Origin of the sequence: Fibrella aestuarina BUZ 2 (assembly GCF_000331105.1) — a bacterium.
Taxonomy (GTDB): domain Bacteria; phylum Bacteroidota; class Bacteroidia; order Cytophagales; family Spirosomataceae; genus Fibrella; species Fibrella aestuarina.
Genome location: NC_020054.1, coordinates 6739102 through 6755962, shown reverse-complemented (window position 1 = coordinate 6755962; position 16861 = coordinate 6739102). Strand labels below are relative to the sequence as shown.

At 53.7% G+C, this 16861-nt stretch carries 11 protein-coding genes; 6 read left to right on the top strand and 5 right to left on the bottom strand.

All coding sequences use genetic code 11. The features are described 5' to 3' along the window. Window positions 1-57: 57 nt before the first annotated feature. Entirely contained in the window at window positions 58-3120 is a 3063-nt protein-coding gene (locus tag FAES_RS28000) for a TonB-dependent receptor (RefSeq protein ID WP_015334581.1), read from the bottom strand. Window positions 3121-3478: 358 nt separating this feature from the next. Here FAES_RS28000 and FAES_RS27995 point away from each other — a divergent pair, with 358 nt between their 5' ends. Beyond that, window positions 3479-4555, top strand: coding sequence for a mannose-1-phosphate guanylyltransferase (locus tag FAES_RS27995; protein ID WP_015334580.1), 1077 nt, complete (start codon window positions 3479-3481; stop codon window positions 4553-4555). 933 nt (window positions 4556-5488) lie between these two features. Here FAES_RS27995 and FAES_RS27990 read toward each other — a convergent pair. Both FAES_RS27990 and msrA read right to left on the bottom strand, forming a co-directional pair. Then, on the bottom strand, window positions 5489-6886 hold the full coding sequence (locus tag FAES_RS27990; RefSeq protein ID WP_015334579.1) for a GAF domain-containing sensor histidine kinase: 1398 nt from the start codon (window positions 6884-6886) through the stop codon (window positions 5489-5491). Window positions 6887-7140: 254 nt separating this feature from the next. Next, complete coding sequence (msrA, locus tag FAES_RS27985) at window positions 7141-7713, bottom strand: peptide-methionine (S)-S-oxide reductase MsrA (RefSeq protein ID WP_041259593.1); 573 nt, start codon at window positions 7711-7713, stop codon at window positions 7141-7143. Window positions 7714-7971: 258 nt separating this feature from the next. Here msrA and FAES_RS27980 point away from each other — a divergent pair, with 258 nt between their 5' ends. Further along, the gene (locus tag FAES_RS27980; RefSeq protein WP_015334577.1) at window positions 7972-8850 is read left to right on the top strand and encodes a PPK2 family polyphosphate kinase; all 879 of its coding nucleotides are present in this window, start codon (window positions 7972-7974) and stop codon (window positions 8848-8850) included. Between the two features lie 34 nt (window positions 8851-8884). Here the strand turns inward: FAES_RS27980 and FAES_RS27975 are convergent, their stop codons facing one another. Beyond that, window positions 8885-10486 carry a D-arabinono-1,4-lactone oxidase gene (locus tag FAES_RS27975; RefSeq protein ID WP_015334576.1) on the bottom strand — a complete coding sequence of 534 codons (1602 nt, stop codon included), beginning with the start codon at window positions 10484-10486 and terminating at the stop codon, window positions 8885-8887. Window positions 10487-10656: 170 nt separating this feature from the next. On the opposite strand from FAES_RS27975, the gene FAES_RS30785 reads away from it, so the two are divergent. Next, window positions 10657-10788 carry a hypothetical protein gene (locus tag FAES_RS30785; protein WP_015334575.1) on the top strand — a complete coding sequence of 44 codons (132 nt, stop codon included), beginning with the start codon at window positions 10657-10659 and terminating at the stop codon, window positions 10786-10788. A gap of 191 nt (window positions 10789-10979) precedes the next feature. Continuing rightward, window positions 10980-11861: a PPK2 family polyphosphate kinase gene (locus tag FAES_RS27970; RefSeq protein WP_015334574.1), complete on the top strand. Its 882-nt coding sequence runs from the start codon at window positions 10980-10982 to the stop codon at window positions 11859-11861. A 6-nt stretch (window positions 11862-11867) separates the two neighbouring features. Here the strand turns inward: FAES_RS27970 and FAES_RS27965 are convergent, their stop codons facing one another. Beyond that, window positions 11868-12764, bottom strand: a complete 897-nt coding sequence (locus FAES_RS27965) for a TraB/GumN family protein (RefSeq protein ID WP_015334573.1) — start codon at window positions 12762-12764, stop codon at window positions 11868-11870. A 172-nt stretch (window positions 12765-12936) separates the two neighbouring features. On the opposite strand from FAES_RS27965, the gene FAES_RS27960 reads away from it, so the two are divergent. Together FAES_RS27960 and FAES_RS27955 are read left to right on the top strand one after the other, a co-directional pair. Next, window positions 12937-15366 carry a TonB-dependent receptor gene (locus FAES_RS27960; RefSeq protein ID WP_015334572.1) on the top strand — a complete coding sequence of 810 codons (2430 nt, stop codon included), beginning with the start codon at window positions 12937-12939 and terminating at the stop codon, window positions 15364-15366. After that, window positions 15366-16295, top strand: coding sequence for a DUF4249 domain-containing protein (locus FAES_RS27955; RefSeq protein WP_015334571.1), 930 nt, complete (start codon window positions 15366-15368; stop codon window positions 16293-16295). The genes FAES_RS27960 and FAES_RS27955 overlap by 1 nt, the downstream gene beginning before the upstream one ends. Window positions 16296-16861: the final 566 nt, after the last annotated feature.

Below are 16861 nucleotides of genomic sequence, written 5' to 3'. Positions count from 1 at the left end.
TACATAGCCCTATGGATACGTAGCCGTAAGAATCAGCCCTTAGCCGATCACTAAATTTTATTGCATCAGTTCGTCAAAAGTCAGGCCAACATAATACATCGACCCAATCGCCGGGCTGCCATAAGCCTGAATGTAAGGCGTTCCGCCGATGTTGGTCGCGCCGATCTTGATCAACGATTTCAGACTGCTCACCTTGTAGCTAACCTGCGCATCGAGGTTGTTGATGGCCGGTACGATCGTGTTGGAGAAGAACGGAACGCCCGTTTCTGACGGCTGCACAAAGCCTGCCTCCCACACAAAGGCGTCCTGATGCTTGAAGGCGACACTAAAGCCGATTTTTGAGCTGTTGCTGGCGCGTTTGGTAAAGCCCAGGTTCCAGCGGTATGCGGGCGTGTTGAACTGCGCAAACTGCACTTCGTCGGAGGCGGTGAAGTTGTTCAGTTTGTTGTTCGAGATATTACCGTTGATCGTGTAGCCCTGGCCAAGTGCGTAATTCAGGCCCAGTGCCCAGCCCGAGGCAGTAATATCCTGGCTGCTATTGGCGGGTAATGAATACACCTGCCGGGTATTGCCGCTAAATACCCCGCTTTTCTCTTCCAGCAAACCAGGAGCGACCGACGCTTTAGGCTGTAGCAGAATTACGTTACCAATGAAATCGGTGTATACGCTGTAGTAGTAGTAGGCATCGACAAACAGTTTCTTGCCAAATACGCTCCGATAACCGATCTCGTAGTTCGCCACGCGCTCCGGCTTGAAAGGCTTCCGCTGGTAGGGTTTCAGGTTGTTGTAATTGGCTGATACTGCCAGTAGTTGCGTGACATTGCCTACGTTGGCTGAAATGGCGGCGGGTAGCGCGGCGGCTACCTGCTGCTGAATGACAACGGCAGATGCACTAGCTGGGACAGTGCCGGCAGCAACAAGTTGCTGAACGGCACCGGTTACCTGGGCCGTTACCTGTTGGGTAATTACGGCTCTGGCCTGTACCTCCGTCGCCGGGTTAGCGCGGGTTGCTTCAATCGCGGCGCCTACTGCCTGCACGTTGGTCAAGGGATAGGAATTGGCCAGATTATAGCGATTATAGAACTCGGGTAGGCCTCCGATCAGGCGGGCATTAGGTACCAGCAGATCGATGTACTGGTTCTGCGTAGTCGGGATGCGGAAGCCTGTCTGGTACGACAGCCGGATGTTGTGTTCACCGAACGTACCCACGGCCGATACCCGCGGCGTAAACTGACCGTCGAAGTTCTGATTTTTGTCGTAGCGGAGTGAACCCGTCAATTTCAGGTGGTTGCTGAACAGGTTTTTGCCCACCTGCGCAAAGGCGCCGTATTCGTTGATGCTGATGCGCCCGTTACGGTTCTCTACCTGATCGGCAAACAACGTACCCTCCGAGCCGAGGCTGTAATTGCGGTAGTTGGCCCCCAGCAGAATGTCGACAAACTTGATTTTGTCTTTCAGGTTATAGACACCTTCTGCGTGGTACAGATTCGATTTGTCGAGGAAAGCGCCGCCACCCTGCGTAATGGGCCGGTTGCGGTACGTATCGAGCAGCGATTGATAGGCCGCCGTACCCGCTTGAGGACGTACCCCGTTGTTGAAACCGCTGGCAAACGGGTTGTTGTCGGCAAACGTCCGGGCAGTCACGAAAGCCTGCTCTTCAGACTGACCACCGCCACGGGCCTGCGCAAATGCCCCGGCAAACTCGCCAAACCACTGCGTGCTGGGTTTGATACCCTCGTTCATAAATACGCTGGCTAGACCGGCCGTGTAGGAGTCGCCCGAGCGTTCCTGCGTGGTATAAGCCCGCAAGGTGTAGTTGCTGCCCCGCAACTCCACTTTAGCCTGGCTGAGGCTGAAGCCTCGCAGCGAATAGCGGCCCGTGCCCGTATAGACCGTCGTGCCGTAGCCATAGTTGAACTGACCCACGAGCTCAGCCTTTTCGGTGAGGCGGTAATGCACAGCGCCGTTGAACTTGAAACTCTTGGTGTTGTAATCGACCATGTCGATTTCGCGGAAGCCCGTGCGGCTCACACTCCGGTTCGGGAACAGTGCTGCCGCTGAAGCCGGCAACCGACCCGCCGAAATAAGGCTATTGGCAACCGTGAGTATGTTGGCCTGCGCTTCGTCGCCGTACGTGTTGACGCCGTCGTAGTTAGGGGCTACGCCTAGCCCACGAGCCGGGTCGTTGATCCCCGTTTGGGCACCCGCTACGTTCAGGTTACTGTAATTGGTCGCCTGCCAGTCGTCTGCTTTGATGTACGACAGGTTGATTTTAAACGCCAGCTTGTTATTGAACGCTTTGGCATACCGGATTGACCCGTCGTAGAAAGGCGTGTTGGCGGTCGTGCGGTTGCTGGCGCTCATTACCCCACCTCGTACGTTGGCGCTCAGGCCCTGATACAGAAACGGACTTTTGCTGTTCATCAGCACCAGGCCGTTGATGGCGTTGGGGCCATAGAGGGCCGAGGCCGCGCCGGGCAGAATCTCCACGCTTTCAACATCTAGTTCGGGCATGCCCACAATGTTGTCGATCGGGAAGTTCAGGCCTGGGGCTGAGTTATCCATTCCATCGATCATCTGCACCGTACGTGGGTTACCGGTCGCCCCGAAGCCGCGCAGGTTGATGGATTTAAATAGCAGGCCCTGCGCCGCCATGTCGACACCTTTGTAATTGGCCAGGCCGTCGTAAAAGCTGGCGGCGGGAGTTTCACGAATGGCCCGAATGTCCATTTTCTCGACCGCTACCGGCGATTTGAGCACGGTCTCTTCCACGCGTGATGCCGCCACGACCACTTCCTGCCCGAGCAGGGGTTGTTCGTCCAGTTTTATGTCGAAGGTGGCGTTGGAGCTGTTTACGGTTAACTCCTGCCCTTTAAAACCAACCGACGTTACCAGCAACACAAACGGTGGGGGTGTGTTGGTGGTCAGCGAAAAATTGCCCCGGCTGTCGGTAATCGTGCCCGATACCCGCCCCTTGACGGTCAGGCTGACACCGGGCAGCGGCTGACCACTGGCGTCACTGATGCGCCCCGATAGTTTAGTCTGAGCCCAGGCTGCCGTGAGAGTCAGCAAAAAAAACAGGCCAGCAAGCGTGGCCTTTAGGTGTAAGTGTCTCAGCATAGGATGTTTGTTGTAGTGAGTTAAACCTGATTAGGTGGATAAACATACTGACAATATGCACTTTGTACAATTTTATATTGAAATATTTACGTGTTGAGTTGCCTGATTTTTTTGTTAATGTATTGTTAATCAGCAATTTATTTTTCGGTTACCTAAGTCAAATATTGGTAACAAATCCTAATTTATGATGAAATAATAATATATCCGCTCCTTCATTGGACTGTCTCTGAGCTCACTAGCGGTTCGTACGCTCGTAATTATCCACTGGCTACCCCGGGTCAACAGCCCTTTAGCTTACTTTTGTGGTATCAACTTTCTTGTCGGCAGTTTAGTAGGCGCGATAAGTCGACTTTTGCTCATGAATCACACATATGTTATCATAATGGCAGGTGGCGTCGGAACTCGTTTCTGGCCATTCAGCCGCAGTACCTACCCCAAGCAGTTCCACGATGTACTTGGCACGGGCCGTACACTGCTGCAACAAACTGCTGATCGGTTCGACGGGATCTGCCCGCCCGAAAACATTTACATCGTTACCAGCGACAAATACAAGGATCTGTGCCAGCAACAGCTACCGCAGCTGTCTGACGATCAGATTCTGTGCGAACCAGTCGCGCGCAATACGGCCCCCTGCATTGCTTACGCCTGTTATAAAATTGCCGAGCGCGACCCGCAGGCCAATATCGTAGTGGCGCCGGCCGACCATATCATTCTGAAGCAGGATGAGTTTCAGCGCACGATCCGGACGGCGTTGGCCGCCACGAAGGATAACGACGTGCTGGTAACGCTCGGAATTCAGCCCAGCCGCCCTGATACCGGATACGGGTATATCCAATACATCGCCGACGATGAGTCGGGAAGCGAGGTGAAGAAGGTAAAAACGTTTACCGAAAAGCCCCACCTCGAACTAGCCAAGCAGTTTGTGGAAAGCGGCGAATTCGTTTGGAACGCGGGTATCTTCGTCTGGAATGTACAGAGCATCTGCAAAGCGTTCAACGAATACCTGCCCGAAGTCGCCGAGATTTTCACCGAGGGGAAATCGATTTATTACACCGGCGATGAGCAGGCGTTTGTTGACAAGGCGTACTCGCTTTGCAAAAGTATTTCCATCGACAATGGCGTGATGGAAAAGGCCGATAATGTCTACGTGGTGCTGAGCGACTTCGGTTGGTCGGATCTGGGTACGTGGAAATCATTGTATGAAGTATCCGACAAGAGCGACGAGCTGAACGTGATCGACGGGCATATCATGCTCTATGATACGCGCAACTGCATTATCAAAACACCCAAAGATCGCCTCGTTGTGGTCAACGGCCTCGACGGATACATTGTGGCCGAGTATGACAACGTACTGATGATCTGCCGGAAAGAGGAAGAGCAAAAGGTGAAAGAATTCGTTGCCGACGCCAAAGAGCGGGGCGTCGAGTTTGTCTAATAGCCAGTAGCTACGTGTTACATTGGAAGCGTACTGAAACGGGTCGTCAGTGTAGAGGAGCCTCTAGCTGATTGCCTGTTCCGGTACGCTTTGTTTGTATAGGGAATCAGCAACGTACCTGGCCAGGTACGTTAGTCAGTTGGTTGCTGTGGAACATGAGTGTGCAACCGACCACTCAATCAATAATTTTCTCAATAGGAGACTTGCCTTTGTTAACTAATAGCTCATATTTGCGATTGTTATTATGAATCACACAGTAACAAAAAAGCTTCAGTTCATCACGACCGAAGCTTTTCAATTTACTTTATCCAACTAAAAAGAAACGATGGGTTGTTGCTACCAGCAGCAGCCCATCTTATGTTTTATGAGGCTATTGATAGACAATAACCGTTTAGTATACCTGCTACTAGTTGCTCTATCAGAAAGGGCAGAACTCTGGCAAAAGAGGGCCGTTTCAACGGTTTAAGCATCTGTGCGTTATTGCCCGCACCAAGCCATTGACGTGATATATTGACAATAATGTGTACTATTTAGCAAGTTAACAAATGATATTGGTATTGTCATATAACTTCATTGTTTTGAAATTATACTTGAAAGTAAGTGATAGCCTAATGATTGTATCAACGCCGAATTGTGTACAACCCGTTACTGGTCGTTTTTGTCAAACGAAATGCGCTACCAGTGACCTGTCAGCATAGCGCTTTTTTGTCACACAATGCGCTACGAGCGGCAACTTGCTCAAACTCACCCGATAGGCAGGTGCTCATTGGCAAACCGGCCGCTATCAGTAAGCCAGGACAACTAAAGCCTGATCGGGCTACATTACGATTGGGTCATGCCAGGCTAAGTATCTGGTTGAACGGTATGCCATATACGTCAATCTCTGCTACTCATTGACATGACCGGCTAGGCTATGAGCAGCAACTACCTTAATTAAGCGGGTAAATAGATCGAAAAAGTGGCTCCCTGCCCTGGTTGGCTATGGGCAGTTAAGCAACCGCTATGATTGGTAGCCACACGCTCGCAAATAGCGAGGCCAATGCCGGTACCCGCAAATTGATGCTTTGTGTGCAGCCGCTGAAATACCTGGAAGATGCGATCCAAGTATTTGGGGTCAAACCCAATGCCCTGATCGCGGACATCGATCTGATGAAAGCGCTCGGCATTACTTGTGGGGCGTAATTGAGCCGGTAATTCTGCTCTATTCAGGAGCGTATGGCTAATCTGAATCTGCGGTGTTTGCTCCGGCGGGGTGAACTTGATTGCATTCGACAACAGGTTCTGGAGTAACTGCGTCAGTTGCGTTTCATCGCCCAGCACAGTGGGTAATGGCTGTACCGTAATCTGGGCATTCCGCTGACTAATCTGCAACGATAGCGTGTCCAGGGTATTCGCTACAATTCTTTGTAAATCAACCGATTCGGGTGGTCGCTGCCGGGTAGACAAACGCGAGAACGTTAACAGGTCAGTGATCAGGAGCGACATCCGGGTAGCCGCAGAAATCATCCGATTCAGGTAATCGGCGGCTTGCTCGTCAACGTGTTTGCCAAGGTGTTCCTGTAGCAGCGCACCAAACGACTGGATCTTCCGCAGCGGCTCCTGCAAATCGTGGCTGGCCACGTAGGCAAACTGCTGAAGGTTATCGTTTGACCGTTTGAGTTCGCGGTTAGCTTGTTCCAGTTCCTGGGTACGTTGCTGTACCCGTTCTTCCAGCTCTTCGGCAAGCTGCCTATAGCTGGTCTCGCTTTGGGTTAGATGGTGCTGTGTATCAGCCAGGTACGTGATGGTCTGTTGCATTTCTGCCTGATGGGCATTCAGCAACTGGTTTTGCTTGCGTAGAATAAACAGATTCACAACCTGCTTGGCCAGTACTTTGAGAGCCGACAGTTGAGCCGCACTTAGTTGATTGGGCTTACGGTCAATAACACACAAGGAGCCAAGTGCATACCCTTGATCATCAACCAGCGGTACGCCTGCATAGAAAACAACGTTGGGGTCGTCGGTCACCAGTGGGTTTTCGGCAAACCGTTCGTCGAGGCGCGAATCGGGAACCACGAACACGTCCTGCGGGCTCTGGATAGTGTGATTGCAAAAGGCAACTGCCCGTGGCGACTCCTGAATAGCCAGCCCATGGGTTGATTTGAACCACTGTCGACGTTCGTCGATCAGGCTGATGAGCGCAATGGGTGTCTGGCAAATGTGCGACGCTAACTGGGTCAACTCGTCATACTCCTGCTCGGGCAGGGTGTCGAGTATGTTGTAGCTTTTCACCGCCTCAAGACGATTGGCCTCATCAAGCAGATCAGGTGTGGTTGTAGTGGTAGCGGGCATGAATGGGCTGATTTATCCGGTGGTTATTGCAGCATAGATCAGCGGCACTGCAAGTAGTCCTTTCATTAACTCAGTACTTACCTGTAGGGTTATATATAGCGCGACGAAACGTTGCAGATTAAGGACAAAATTAGGATGGGGCGAATTCCGTCGGCTGAAGAACCGCAGGTGTACAGCACGAAAAAAGCGGCTGACTAACGAAGAAAGCCCCAATCCAGCGCTGAATTGGGGCTTTTCAAGACAAGCAGCCAGCGTTAGTGGCTAACGTCGGCGCGTAGCTTCTCTTTAAATACTTTTTTGAATTTGTCGAGCTTGGGCGCGATCACAAAGGCGCAATAGCCCTGGTCGGGGTTATTGGCGAAGTAATTCTGGTGATAGGCTTCGGCCTCGTAGAAGGTGGTGGCGGGGCTAATTTCCGTCACGATGGGTTTACTATACGCACCCGATTTGTCCAGCTCGGCTTTGGCCGTTTCTGCCAGCCGTTTTTGCTCATCGTTGTGGTAAAAGACCACCGAGCGGTATTGCGTGCCGACGTCGGCTCCCTGCCGGTTGAGGCTGGTAGGGTCGTGGCTACGAAAAAACGCTTCGAGCAATTCGGCGTAGGTTACTTTGCTGGGGTCGTAGGTCACCTCCACGCACTCGGCATGGCCGGTCTCGCCGCTGCAAACGTCTTTGTAGGACGGGTTTTTGGTTTGACCACCTTCGTAGCCCGATACCGCCGATTTAACACCGTCGAGTGTTTCAAACATGGCTTCAGTACACCAGAAGCAACCAGTGCCAAACGTCGCTTTTTCGAGTGTTGCCGATGAAGCTGATTCAGAAGTCATTCGTTTTGATTTAGTTGATTGGGGGAGCGTTTGGGCTGTGGCGCCAACACTGAACCAGATGGCCAGGAGCGTGACAGCAAAACGAAACGGGGCAGTTGTCATTTGCGATGAAAGCAAGTTAGTTGCCTGTTAACTTAACATTCTCATCTACGCATTAGTTTGCCGATAGGATGGGAGCGCCGACAAAACAGCAGCCACCATTCGGTCACTTGGCTTACTTTTATCTCAGGTACAGCCGTTCACGCCTGCCAACACTTTATGAGCAAGATTGACACCAGCCCCTTTCGGTTTGATGGTTCTGACAAGTTTTCGATCAAAAAAGCGAAGACCAAAGTCGATGATTATTATGCCGACGACGCCGACTATGATGCGCAACTGAGCGCCAACGCGGCCGAGATCGACGAGTTACAGACGCGCATGTTTTCGGACAACCGGTATGGGGTGCTGGCTGTATTTCAGGCGATGGATGCCGCCGGCAAAGACGGCACCATTCAGCACGTGTTCAGGGGGACTAATCCGCTCGGGTTGCGGGTCTATTCGTTCAAACGCCCAACCGAGCAGGAGCTGGATCACGACTGGCTCTGGCGCAGCTACCGCGAATTGCCCGAGCGGGGCATGATCGGGATTTTCAACCGGTCATATTACGAAGAGGTGCTGGTGGTGAAAGTGCATCCCGAGCTACTGACCCAGAGCCAACGGGTGCCCGCCGAGTTTATCGATGACCTGGACAAAGTATGGAAGCACCGCTACGAAGCCATTGCCGACATGGAGAAACACCTGCACTGGAATGGCTTCCGCACGATTAAGTTTTTTCTGCACGTCTCCAAAAAAGAACAGGCCGAGCGCCTACTAGCCCGGATTGAAGAGCCCGACAAAAACTGGAAATTTGAGGAGGGCGATTTGCACGAGCGCGAATTCTGGGACGATTATCAGGAGGCATTTGAGAAAGCCATCAACAAAACGGCAACCGACCACGCACCCTGGTATGTGGTCCCCGCCGACGATAAGAAGAACATGCGCCTGCTGGTGGGCCGCATCCTGATCGAGGAGTTGAAAAAGCTACCTCTCAAAGAGATGAAGCCTGACCCTGAGCGGTTCGAGGCGCTGAAGAAACTGATTCCGAAACTGAAAGAATAACTAAAAGAGCGCGCTGCCCCGTAGCGCGCTCTTTTTATGACAAGCCTAATTGCTTCTGCCAGTAGGGGGTTACAAACAGGTTGTGTGGGTCCATCTGCTGGCGCAGGGTCATGAAGTCATTCCAGCGAGGGTATTGTGCCTGCAGGTACGTTATGCCCTGCGGGCCATTGGGATCAGGCAGGTATTTGCCCCAGTGTGGCCGGAAATAGAACCCGGCGGCGGGCAGGGCTCTCCAGAAGCGGTCGTAGTAGTCGACGGGGTTTTCCTCGTTTTTGGCAAACCAGAACACATCGACCCGGAACACATCGGTGCCGTAGGCCGGGCTAAGCCAGAATTCACTGGCCTTGGCGGCGTAGAGTTCCACCGAAAAGATGCCCGCGTTTTCGGGATTCTGGTAGAATTTCTTCAGAAACTGCATGACCGCTTCGGTCTGTTCGATCGGTATCCAGAGTTCGGTAAACCAGACGGGAAAGAGATCGTCGCTCATCTGATTGTCCATAGGCAGGCCATTCCACCAGATGTCCTGAAACTGCTGGTCTTCGCCCTGACTCACAAAGAATTTCAGGATGCGGAGGAGCATGCCATCCTGCATTTTTTCGAGTTCCCGAATCAGTTCCTCGCGGGTGGGGTTGCCCTTGGGGAAGATGCGTTTGATGATCAGCTCGATGAAAAAGGGCAGGCGATCGATGGTTTCAAAGAGTTTACCCGCCAGCCACTCGATCACGTCTTGTAAGGTCTGCGAGCCAAAGGGCTTGGGTACTTCCAGGTAGGGCTTCGGCACAAACGTCTGCCAGTCCTTGAACGCGTCGGCCCGCGCGGCCTGCCAGATTACCATCTCCTGTTCTGAGGCCTGCGGCCACCACATCAGCCGGGTGTAATCGGTTTTGTTCAGAAACTGTTGCAGGCTGGGTGTATCGCCGCTGCCCGGACCAAACAGATCGACCATCGAGCAGTCGCTCTGTGAAAAGGTCTGCTCGCTCCCGACGATGTTGAAGGCCGGAATGCACTGGTAGGTGGCCTCGACCACGATGCCCATCAGGCCCATGCTGGCAAACGCCGCTCCGTAGAACGGATCGTTGGGGTCATTGGTGGCCGGTCGTTCAAAGACGCGTTCTTCCACGTCGGTTTCGCCGTGATACACCACCCGAACGCTCAGGAGGGCGTCTTCAAAGGCAAATTTGGTGGAACCACCCGACGAGCCCGTAGCCATGAACCCGCCGATGGTCTGGTGGGTGATGCCACCCAGGTCGGGTAAGGCCCAGCCGGGGGGCTGGGTACGTCGGCCCTGCGCATCGAGGGGGTCGAGCTGGTAACAGAGTGAGTTTTCGGTCGTGGAGATTTTGGTGGGGTCAAACGGGTCGAGACCGAGGTGGCAGCCCGCCTGTACTGTCACGATACCGGTGGTTTTGTCGAGCGAAACGGCATTCAGATGCGACAGCATGATGTGCATCGTGTTGGCAGACGTTTCGGTTTGGGGCGTGAGTGGAAACGAGTGGCCCGAGCCACGCACCGAAACCGACTGGTTGGCCTGCCTGGCCTGCCGGAGCAATGCCTTGACGTCGTCGATGGATTGGGGCAGGTAGAAGGTAACGCCGTTTACGGGTAAGGTGGGTATGTTAGCAGATGCAGTTTGCATAAAGAGAAAATAGCGAAGCAGTGAACAGACTGGAATGTACCGCCATTTGGCCGATCGCTATTTTCAAATGAACAGATTGTTATTGATTGGTGGGTGTTTGTCAAACGATCCGGCTATTGGTATGACAGAACCACTGATCAAGCCGTTGGGGCGGGCATCCAGCTGCCCTGATGAAAACCCGCTACCAGATTGGCCTGCTGACGCAACGGTTTGACCCGACCGCTCCAATCATTCCCCTCGTGATGGAAGGTGTGCCAATGAGGGAGGAAGGGTTTCTAACTGGCCTAACCTGGCTGGTTTGAGCTATATGTAGTCGGAGAGGGCCAGATGGAGGCTACTAATTGCCAATCGTGACTTATTGTAAATCAAGTGGTTACTCAGTCAATTCTTAGCTAGGGCCAATGAGCTGCCCGGTAAACAAATTGGACAAGGGGTGGTTGATTCCTGTAGCACCGGTCCGGCGACCGGCAACGCGCGAAACCGTACCCAGCCCATGAAACGCATCAACACCAGCCAATTCCGTTACGACGGGAAAACGCCCTATGCTCACAAATCGACACCCACCCGTGTCGAGCCCTTTTATACCGACGAAACTGACCGGGCCGCCCAACTTGATGCCCTCAGCGACCGCATGGATCAGGCGCAGAATCGCATGCATGCCCACGAGAAATACGGCGTGCTGGTCCTGTTTCAGGCGATGGATGCCGCCGGCAAAGACAGTAGCATCCGGCACGTATTCAAAGGAGTGAACCCGTCGCGGTTTCAGGTGGCAGCCTTCAAGAAACCGAGCAAAGAAGACATGGCCCACGATTATTTGTGGCGCTTCTGGAAAAAGCTACCCGAGCGGGGATTTATCGGCATTTTCAACCGGACGTATTACGAAGAAGTCCTGGCGCTGAAAGTCCACCCTGACCGGTTGGATGAGGGCAACGTACCTGACGAGTTTCTGCGCAGCCAGGCCAAGCTCTGGGAACAGCGCTACACCGACATGGCCAACATGGAAGCGTACCTGCACCGGAATGGCTTTCGGATCGTGAAGTTCTACCTGCATGTGTCGAAGGAAGAACAGGGACAGCGGCTCCTGGCTCGCCTCAACGACGACGAAAAGCAGTGGAAACTAAGTGACAACGACCTGAAGGAGCGCGAATACTGGCCCGATTATATGAAAGCCTACCAAGACGCCATCAACGCCACCGCCACACCCGACTGCCCCTGGTATGTGATTCCCAGCGATGACCGGGCCAACCAGCAACTGATTATCGCGCACGTTATGACGGAACTGCTTGAAAGCATCCCGGCCGATTTTCCCGAGCGCGACGACAAAGAAGCCAAACGGCTGATTCGGAAGTTGAAAAGCCAGTCGGAAGACGCCTGAGGCGGGCTATCGGGCTGTCTGGGCAAACGCCACCTTGTTGGTAAGAGGCCGAACGCTAAACCCCGCTTCACGGAGCAGGTTGAGCAACCCATTGGGGCCGGGCAGGTGGCCCGCCCCCACGGCGATGAACGTTGAGCGGCCCGCCATCGCCAGCCGTAGCTGCCCCATCCAGCGCATGTTCCGGTCGTCGATCAGGGCGTATAGGTCGCTACTGCTTTCGCTCTCACGCTGAAACAGGTTCCACATGCCTTCCAGATCAGCCTTCAGGTAGAGGTCGGTGAGGCTGGGGCCTTTGGGCTTTTCGTACGATTTGCGTTTTACCAGCCGTACGAGTTGCTGGGCCTGTTGCTCAACGGGCTGGCGGTCATAGAGCAGTTTCAACTGCTCTTCCAGTGTTTCTAGGCCTAGTAGTGGCTTGCGTCGCAGTTTGGCCTGATTCACAAAGTACATGTCGATGGGCTGTCCTGTAAACCGCGTGAGGGTATCTGACTGCTTGCGGGCATAGGCCACGCTGAGCGCCGTGGCGATAATGATCGGTTTGATCTGGTTGTAAAACGACAGTTCCTGCCCGGTCATGGCGTTGAACTCATCGGCCACCAGTTTGTAATCGCTGGCGTTGATCAGGTGAATGAGGTTCTTATCGGCCATGGTGCCGTACTGCGCCACTTTGTTCACCTCCGTCGAGTCGAAGACCATCTCCACAACGACGCCTTCTGCCCGTTTGAAATAAGACCACGTCAGCGTGTCGCCCTGCAAGTAGCTGTCGCGCAGGATGTGGTAAGTGCCAAACAGATACGACGGTTTGGTCAACCCGTTACCTGACACTTCCCATAGCAACGACTGCCCTTGGGCGCCCGTTGCCAACAGACAGGTAAGCAGCAAAAACAGACGAGACAGATGCATAGCGTTGGATGGAGAGTTTCGGCCTCAATATAGACCGTTCATACCTACCAAAACGTGTTTTACTCATTGTTAATAAACGACCCCCACGCTGGTTAGGTACCTTTGTTGCCAGTTAACAAATAGCATGCCTGCGCCGTTACCAATCTGATTCACCGGGACGTTCTTATACTTCATGAACCATTCAACTACGTTACTAAAAGTACCCTTGTTCTGCCTCTTTTGGTTGCTTTCACTGAGCACCTTCGCTCAGGAAAAATTCACCGTTAGTGGCTACGTCAAAGACGCGTCTGATGGCGAAGGCCTCATTGGGGTGTCGGTGTACAACAAAGAAACCGGCACCGGGGCCGTCACCAACAACTACGGCTTTTATTCGATCACGCTCCCCAAAGGCAGCTACGGTCTGGTGATTACGTACGTTGGTTACCAGCGCCTTACCCGCACTGTTGATCTGACGACGCAGAACGTTCGATTAGACCTTGAATTAAAGGAGGAAGGCCGGGATTTGCAAGAACTGGTCGTATCGACCCGCCGTGAAGACGACAACGTGACGAACATCGAGATGAGCGTCAATAAGGTCGATATCAAAACGATTCAGCGCATTCCGGCGCTGTTGGGTGAGGTCGACATTGTGCGGAGCATTCAACTACTACCCGGCGTGTCGACGGTCGGCGAGGGAGCAACGGGCTTCAACGTGCGGGGCGGTAGTATCGATCAAAACCTGGTGCTGCTCGACGAAGCACCCGTTTATAACTCGAGCCACCTGTTCGGGTTTTTCTCGGTATTCAACCCCGACGCCGTCAAAGACGTCAAGCTCGTCAAAGGCGGGATTCCGGCGCTGTATGGCGGACGGGTATCGTCGATTCTGGACGTGCGGCTGAAAGAAGGGAACGCCAAAAAGCGCGAGATTAATGGTGGTATTGGCTTGATTTTCAGTCGCCTGTCGTATGAGCAGCCGCTATTTAAAGGCAAAGACGGCACGGCGCGTGGGTCGTTTATCGTGGCGGGCCGGCGGTCATACGCCGATGTGCTGGCGCAACCGTTTCTGAAAGGCGATCTGAAAGGCTCCCAATTCTATTTCTACGACCTGACGGCCAAAGCCAACCTGCGGATCAACGACAAGAACACGCTTTTTGCTTCGGGGTACTTTGGGCGCGACGTATTTGGCGCCGATTTCGGCTTCAACTGGGGCAGCGCCACCGCCTCGATGCGCTGGAACCACGTCTTCAACGACAAGCTGTTTCTGAACACGACGGCGTTTTACAGCAACTACGACTACTCGCTCGACTCGGATCTGCGGCAGAAAGCCGAGAACCGAAACGACTATTTCCGCACCAACGCCAAGATCGTTAATTACAGCATCAAGCCCGATTTCACGCTGTTCTGGAACAAGAACACGGTAACGTTTGGCGGGCAGGCGCTACTCTACGATTTCCAGCCCGGTGTGGCTACGGCCGCGAGCGCCGGGGTAGTGCGGTCGTTTGGGCTAAAGAGTAAATACGCGCTGGAAAGCTCGCTCTACGTGGGCAATGAACAGCAGGTGTCGCCGCGTGTACAACTCCAATATGGCCTGCGCTACTCGTTTTACCAGTACCTCGGCCCCGGTGAAGCCTATACGTTTGGCGACTCGCCGCAGCCGGGCCGGGTACGTCGGCCCCTGCAGGAGACACGTACCTACAAAGCCGGCGAGACCATTCAGACCTATGGTAATCTGGAGCCGCGCTTTGCCCTGAAATACGATCTGGCGCCCGGCAGCTCGGTCAAACTGAGCTACAACCGGCTGGCGCAGTATGTGCACTTGCTCTCGAACACAACCGCCTCGACCCCGCTCGACGTCTGGACGCCATCGACCAACAATATTGCCCCGCAGCTGTCGGATCAGGTGGCGGCGGGCTACTTCCGTAACTTTGGGGGAGTCTCGGGCAACGACTTTGAGGCGTCAGTGGAGGTGTACTACAAATCGCTGCAAAACCAGATCGATTACATTGACCGGGCCAACCTGGTGCTGAATCAGTACCTCGAAGGCGACGTGGTGGTGGGTAAGGGCCGGGCCTATGGGGCCGAATTTTACCTGCGCAAGAATAAGGGCGTTATCAACGGCTGGTTGAGCTACACGCTGGCCAAAACCGAACGGTTGGTGACGGGCATCAACGAAAACCAATGGTACCCGACCCGGTTCGACAAACGCCACACGCTCAACGCCGTGGTGCTGTATGACCCCGCCAAACGGGCTGATGGCTCAGTCTCGCGCTGGAATTTCTCGGCCACGTTTGTGTTGGCGAGTGGCACGCCCGCCACCTTCTTCGGCAACCGATTCGATTTCCAGAATATCGCCGCAGGGACCAATCCCGAAAATGTACGCAACAACTACCGCATTCAGCCTTATCACCGGCTTGATCTGGCCGCCACGCTGCAGGGGAAAAAGCGGCCCGGTAAGAAGAAAGAAGACAACTGGGTATTCTCGGTCTATAACGTGTATGCCCGCAAAAACCCGTTCTCGGAGTTCTACCGGCCCAACCCCGACAACATCGCCCAGACGCAGGCGATCCGCTATTCGGTGTTTGCCACCCTCATCCCTTCCGTGACCTACAACTTCAAATTCTGATGAAAACGAGTTTGCTTTACTTGCCCCTAGTCCTGCTAGGTACGTTGGTCCTGACCAGTTGCGAAACGGTCATTGACACCAAAATCGACTCGGCCCCGAGCCAACTGGCTATTGATGCCTGGCTCACCGATCAGCCTGGCGAACAGCAAATCCGGCTGACACAAACCCGCAATTATTTCGATAATGGCCCGGCTACGCCCGTCACGAGCGCGTCGGTGCTGGTTGGCGAAGTATCGGCGGCCGGTAACAGCATTACGCGGCGCTTTGCGTTTACCGACCCCGACAATGACGGTGTGTACAAATGGAAGCCCGCGAACAGCAGCGATACCGCCAAATTGGGCGTGATCGGCCGTACCTACGCGCTCAGTATTACGTATGGCAGCGAATCGTACGTGGCCATCGCGCAGATGCCGCGCATCCCGCCTATCGACTCGCTCACGTTTTCGAAGCAAAAAATAAACCCTGTATCCAGCGAAACGGGCTACAGGGCTGAGTTTTACGCCACCGACATCGCCGGGGCTGCTGATTATTACTACATCCGGTATTTCCGGAACGGGCAGCTTCAGAATCGCCCGCAGGACATTATTCTGGCCTACAACGGAGCCTTTCGGGGGAGCGCTGATACCGATGGCCTTCAGTTTATCCGGCCCATTCGCCAATCGGCCAACCCCGAGAAGCTATACGCACTGAACGATTCGGTTCGGATCGAGATGCGCGCCATAACGGTGGAGGGTTATACGTTTTGGGAGTTATTGAAAGCACAGTTGCAGAATGCGGGCCTCTTTGCGACGCCACCTGCTAACGTACCCAGCAATATTCGGAATGTACGGACCAACGGCCCGGCCGCTGTCGGTTTCTTTCTGGTGTCGCCGGTCAGAACGCGAACGGCGACGGTGACGAAAGAATTTTTACGCGGAGACGGGGCGTGAGAAGCCGAACAAGCGGCGCCCTAACACGTAAACGGCCATACCGGCGATCAGAAATACGCTGGCCGTAACCGTCAGAAATACACCAACAAAGGCAAGGCAAGTCAGGACAAAGAGTATTAGACTTTTCATGAGTTTACAATTGTAAGATCAGAAGCCGAATCGGGTCTATCTGGTTTTAAGCAAGTTCTGTACCAAAACGAATTGCTCAAGTACAATTCTTATAACAAAACGTGGGAATCCGCTATTTTCTTTTATCCTATAGATAAAGAATAGTGGCTGGTCTAGACATGCTACCCCGAAGCAGCCTACCCGCCTGTTGCCGTGCCGTGTGCGGAAAGCCGCCGATGGCGTAGCCAGGAAATAAGTGCCAGAAAGGTGGCATGGCTTCCATTTCTGGCGTTGGCTGCTGTATCTTTGCGCCTGCTAATCTTAATAGGGGTGCCTTATAACAACGGGCTGAGATTATACCCATAGAACCTGTACACGGGTAATGCCGCAGCAGGGAATAGGCGCAGCGAACGGGTGTTCGCTGCGGCAATACAAGACAACCATACAAACCAAAACGG

Excerpts from the sequence above, each read along its gene's own strand:
- FAES_RS28000 (WP_015334581.1), bottom strand. The coding sequence starts at position 3,120 with ATGCTGAGACACTTACACCTAAAGGCCACGCTTGCTGGCCTGTTTTTT.
- FAES_RS27995 (WP_015334580.1), top strand. The coding sequence starts at position 3,479 with ATGAATCACACATATGTTATCATAATGGCAGGTGGCGTCGGAACTCGT.
- FAES_RS27990 (WP_015334579.1), bottom strand. The coding sequence starts at position 6,886 with ATGCCCGCTACCACTACAACCACACCTGATCTGCTTGATGAGGCCAAT.
- msrA (WP_041259593.1), bottom strand. The coding sequence starts at position 7,713 with ATGACTTCTGAATCAGCTTCATCGGCAACACTCGAAAAAGCGACGTTT.
- FAES_RS27980 (WP_015334577.1), top strand. The coding sequence starts at position 7,972 with ATGAGCAAGATTGACACCAGCCCCTTTCGGTTTGATGGTTCTGACAAG.
- FAES_RS27975 (WP_015334576.1), bottom strand. The coding sequence starts at position 10,486 with ATGCAAACTGCATCTGCTAACATACCCACCTTACCCGTAAACGGCGTT.
- FAES_RS30785 (WP_015334575.1), top strand. The coding sequence starts at position 10,657 with ATGAAAACCCGCTACCAGATTGGCCTGCTGACGCAACGGTTTGACCCG.
- FAES_RS27970 (WP_015334574.1), top strand. The coding sequence starts at position 10,980 with ATGAAACGCATCAACACCAGCCAATTCCGTTACGACGGGAAAACGCCC.
- FAES_RS27965 (WP_015334573.1), bottom strand. The coding sequence starts at position 12,764 with ATGCATCTGTCTCGTCTGTTTTTGCTGCTTACCTGTCTGTTGGCAACG.
- FAES_RS27960 (WP_015334572.1), top strand. The coding sequence starts at position 12,937 with ATGAACCATTCAACTACGTTACTAAAAGTACCCTTGTTCTGCCTCTTT.
- FAES_RS27955 (WP_015334571.1), top strand. The coding sequence starts at position 15,366 with ATGAAAACGAGTTTGCTTTACTTGCCCCTAGTCCTGCTAGGTACGTTG.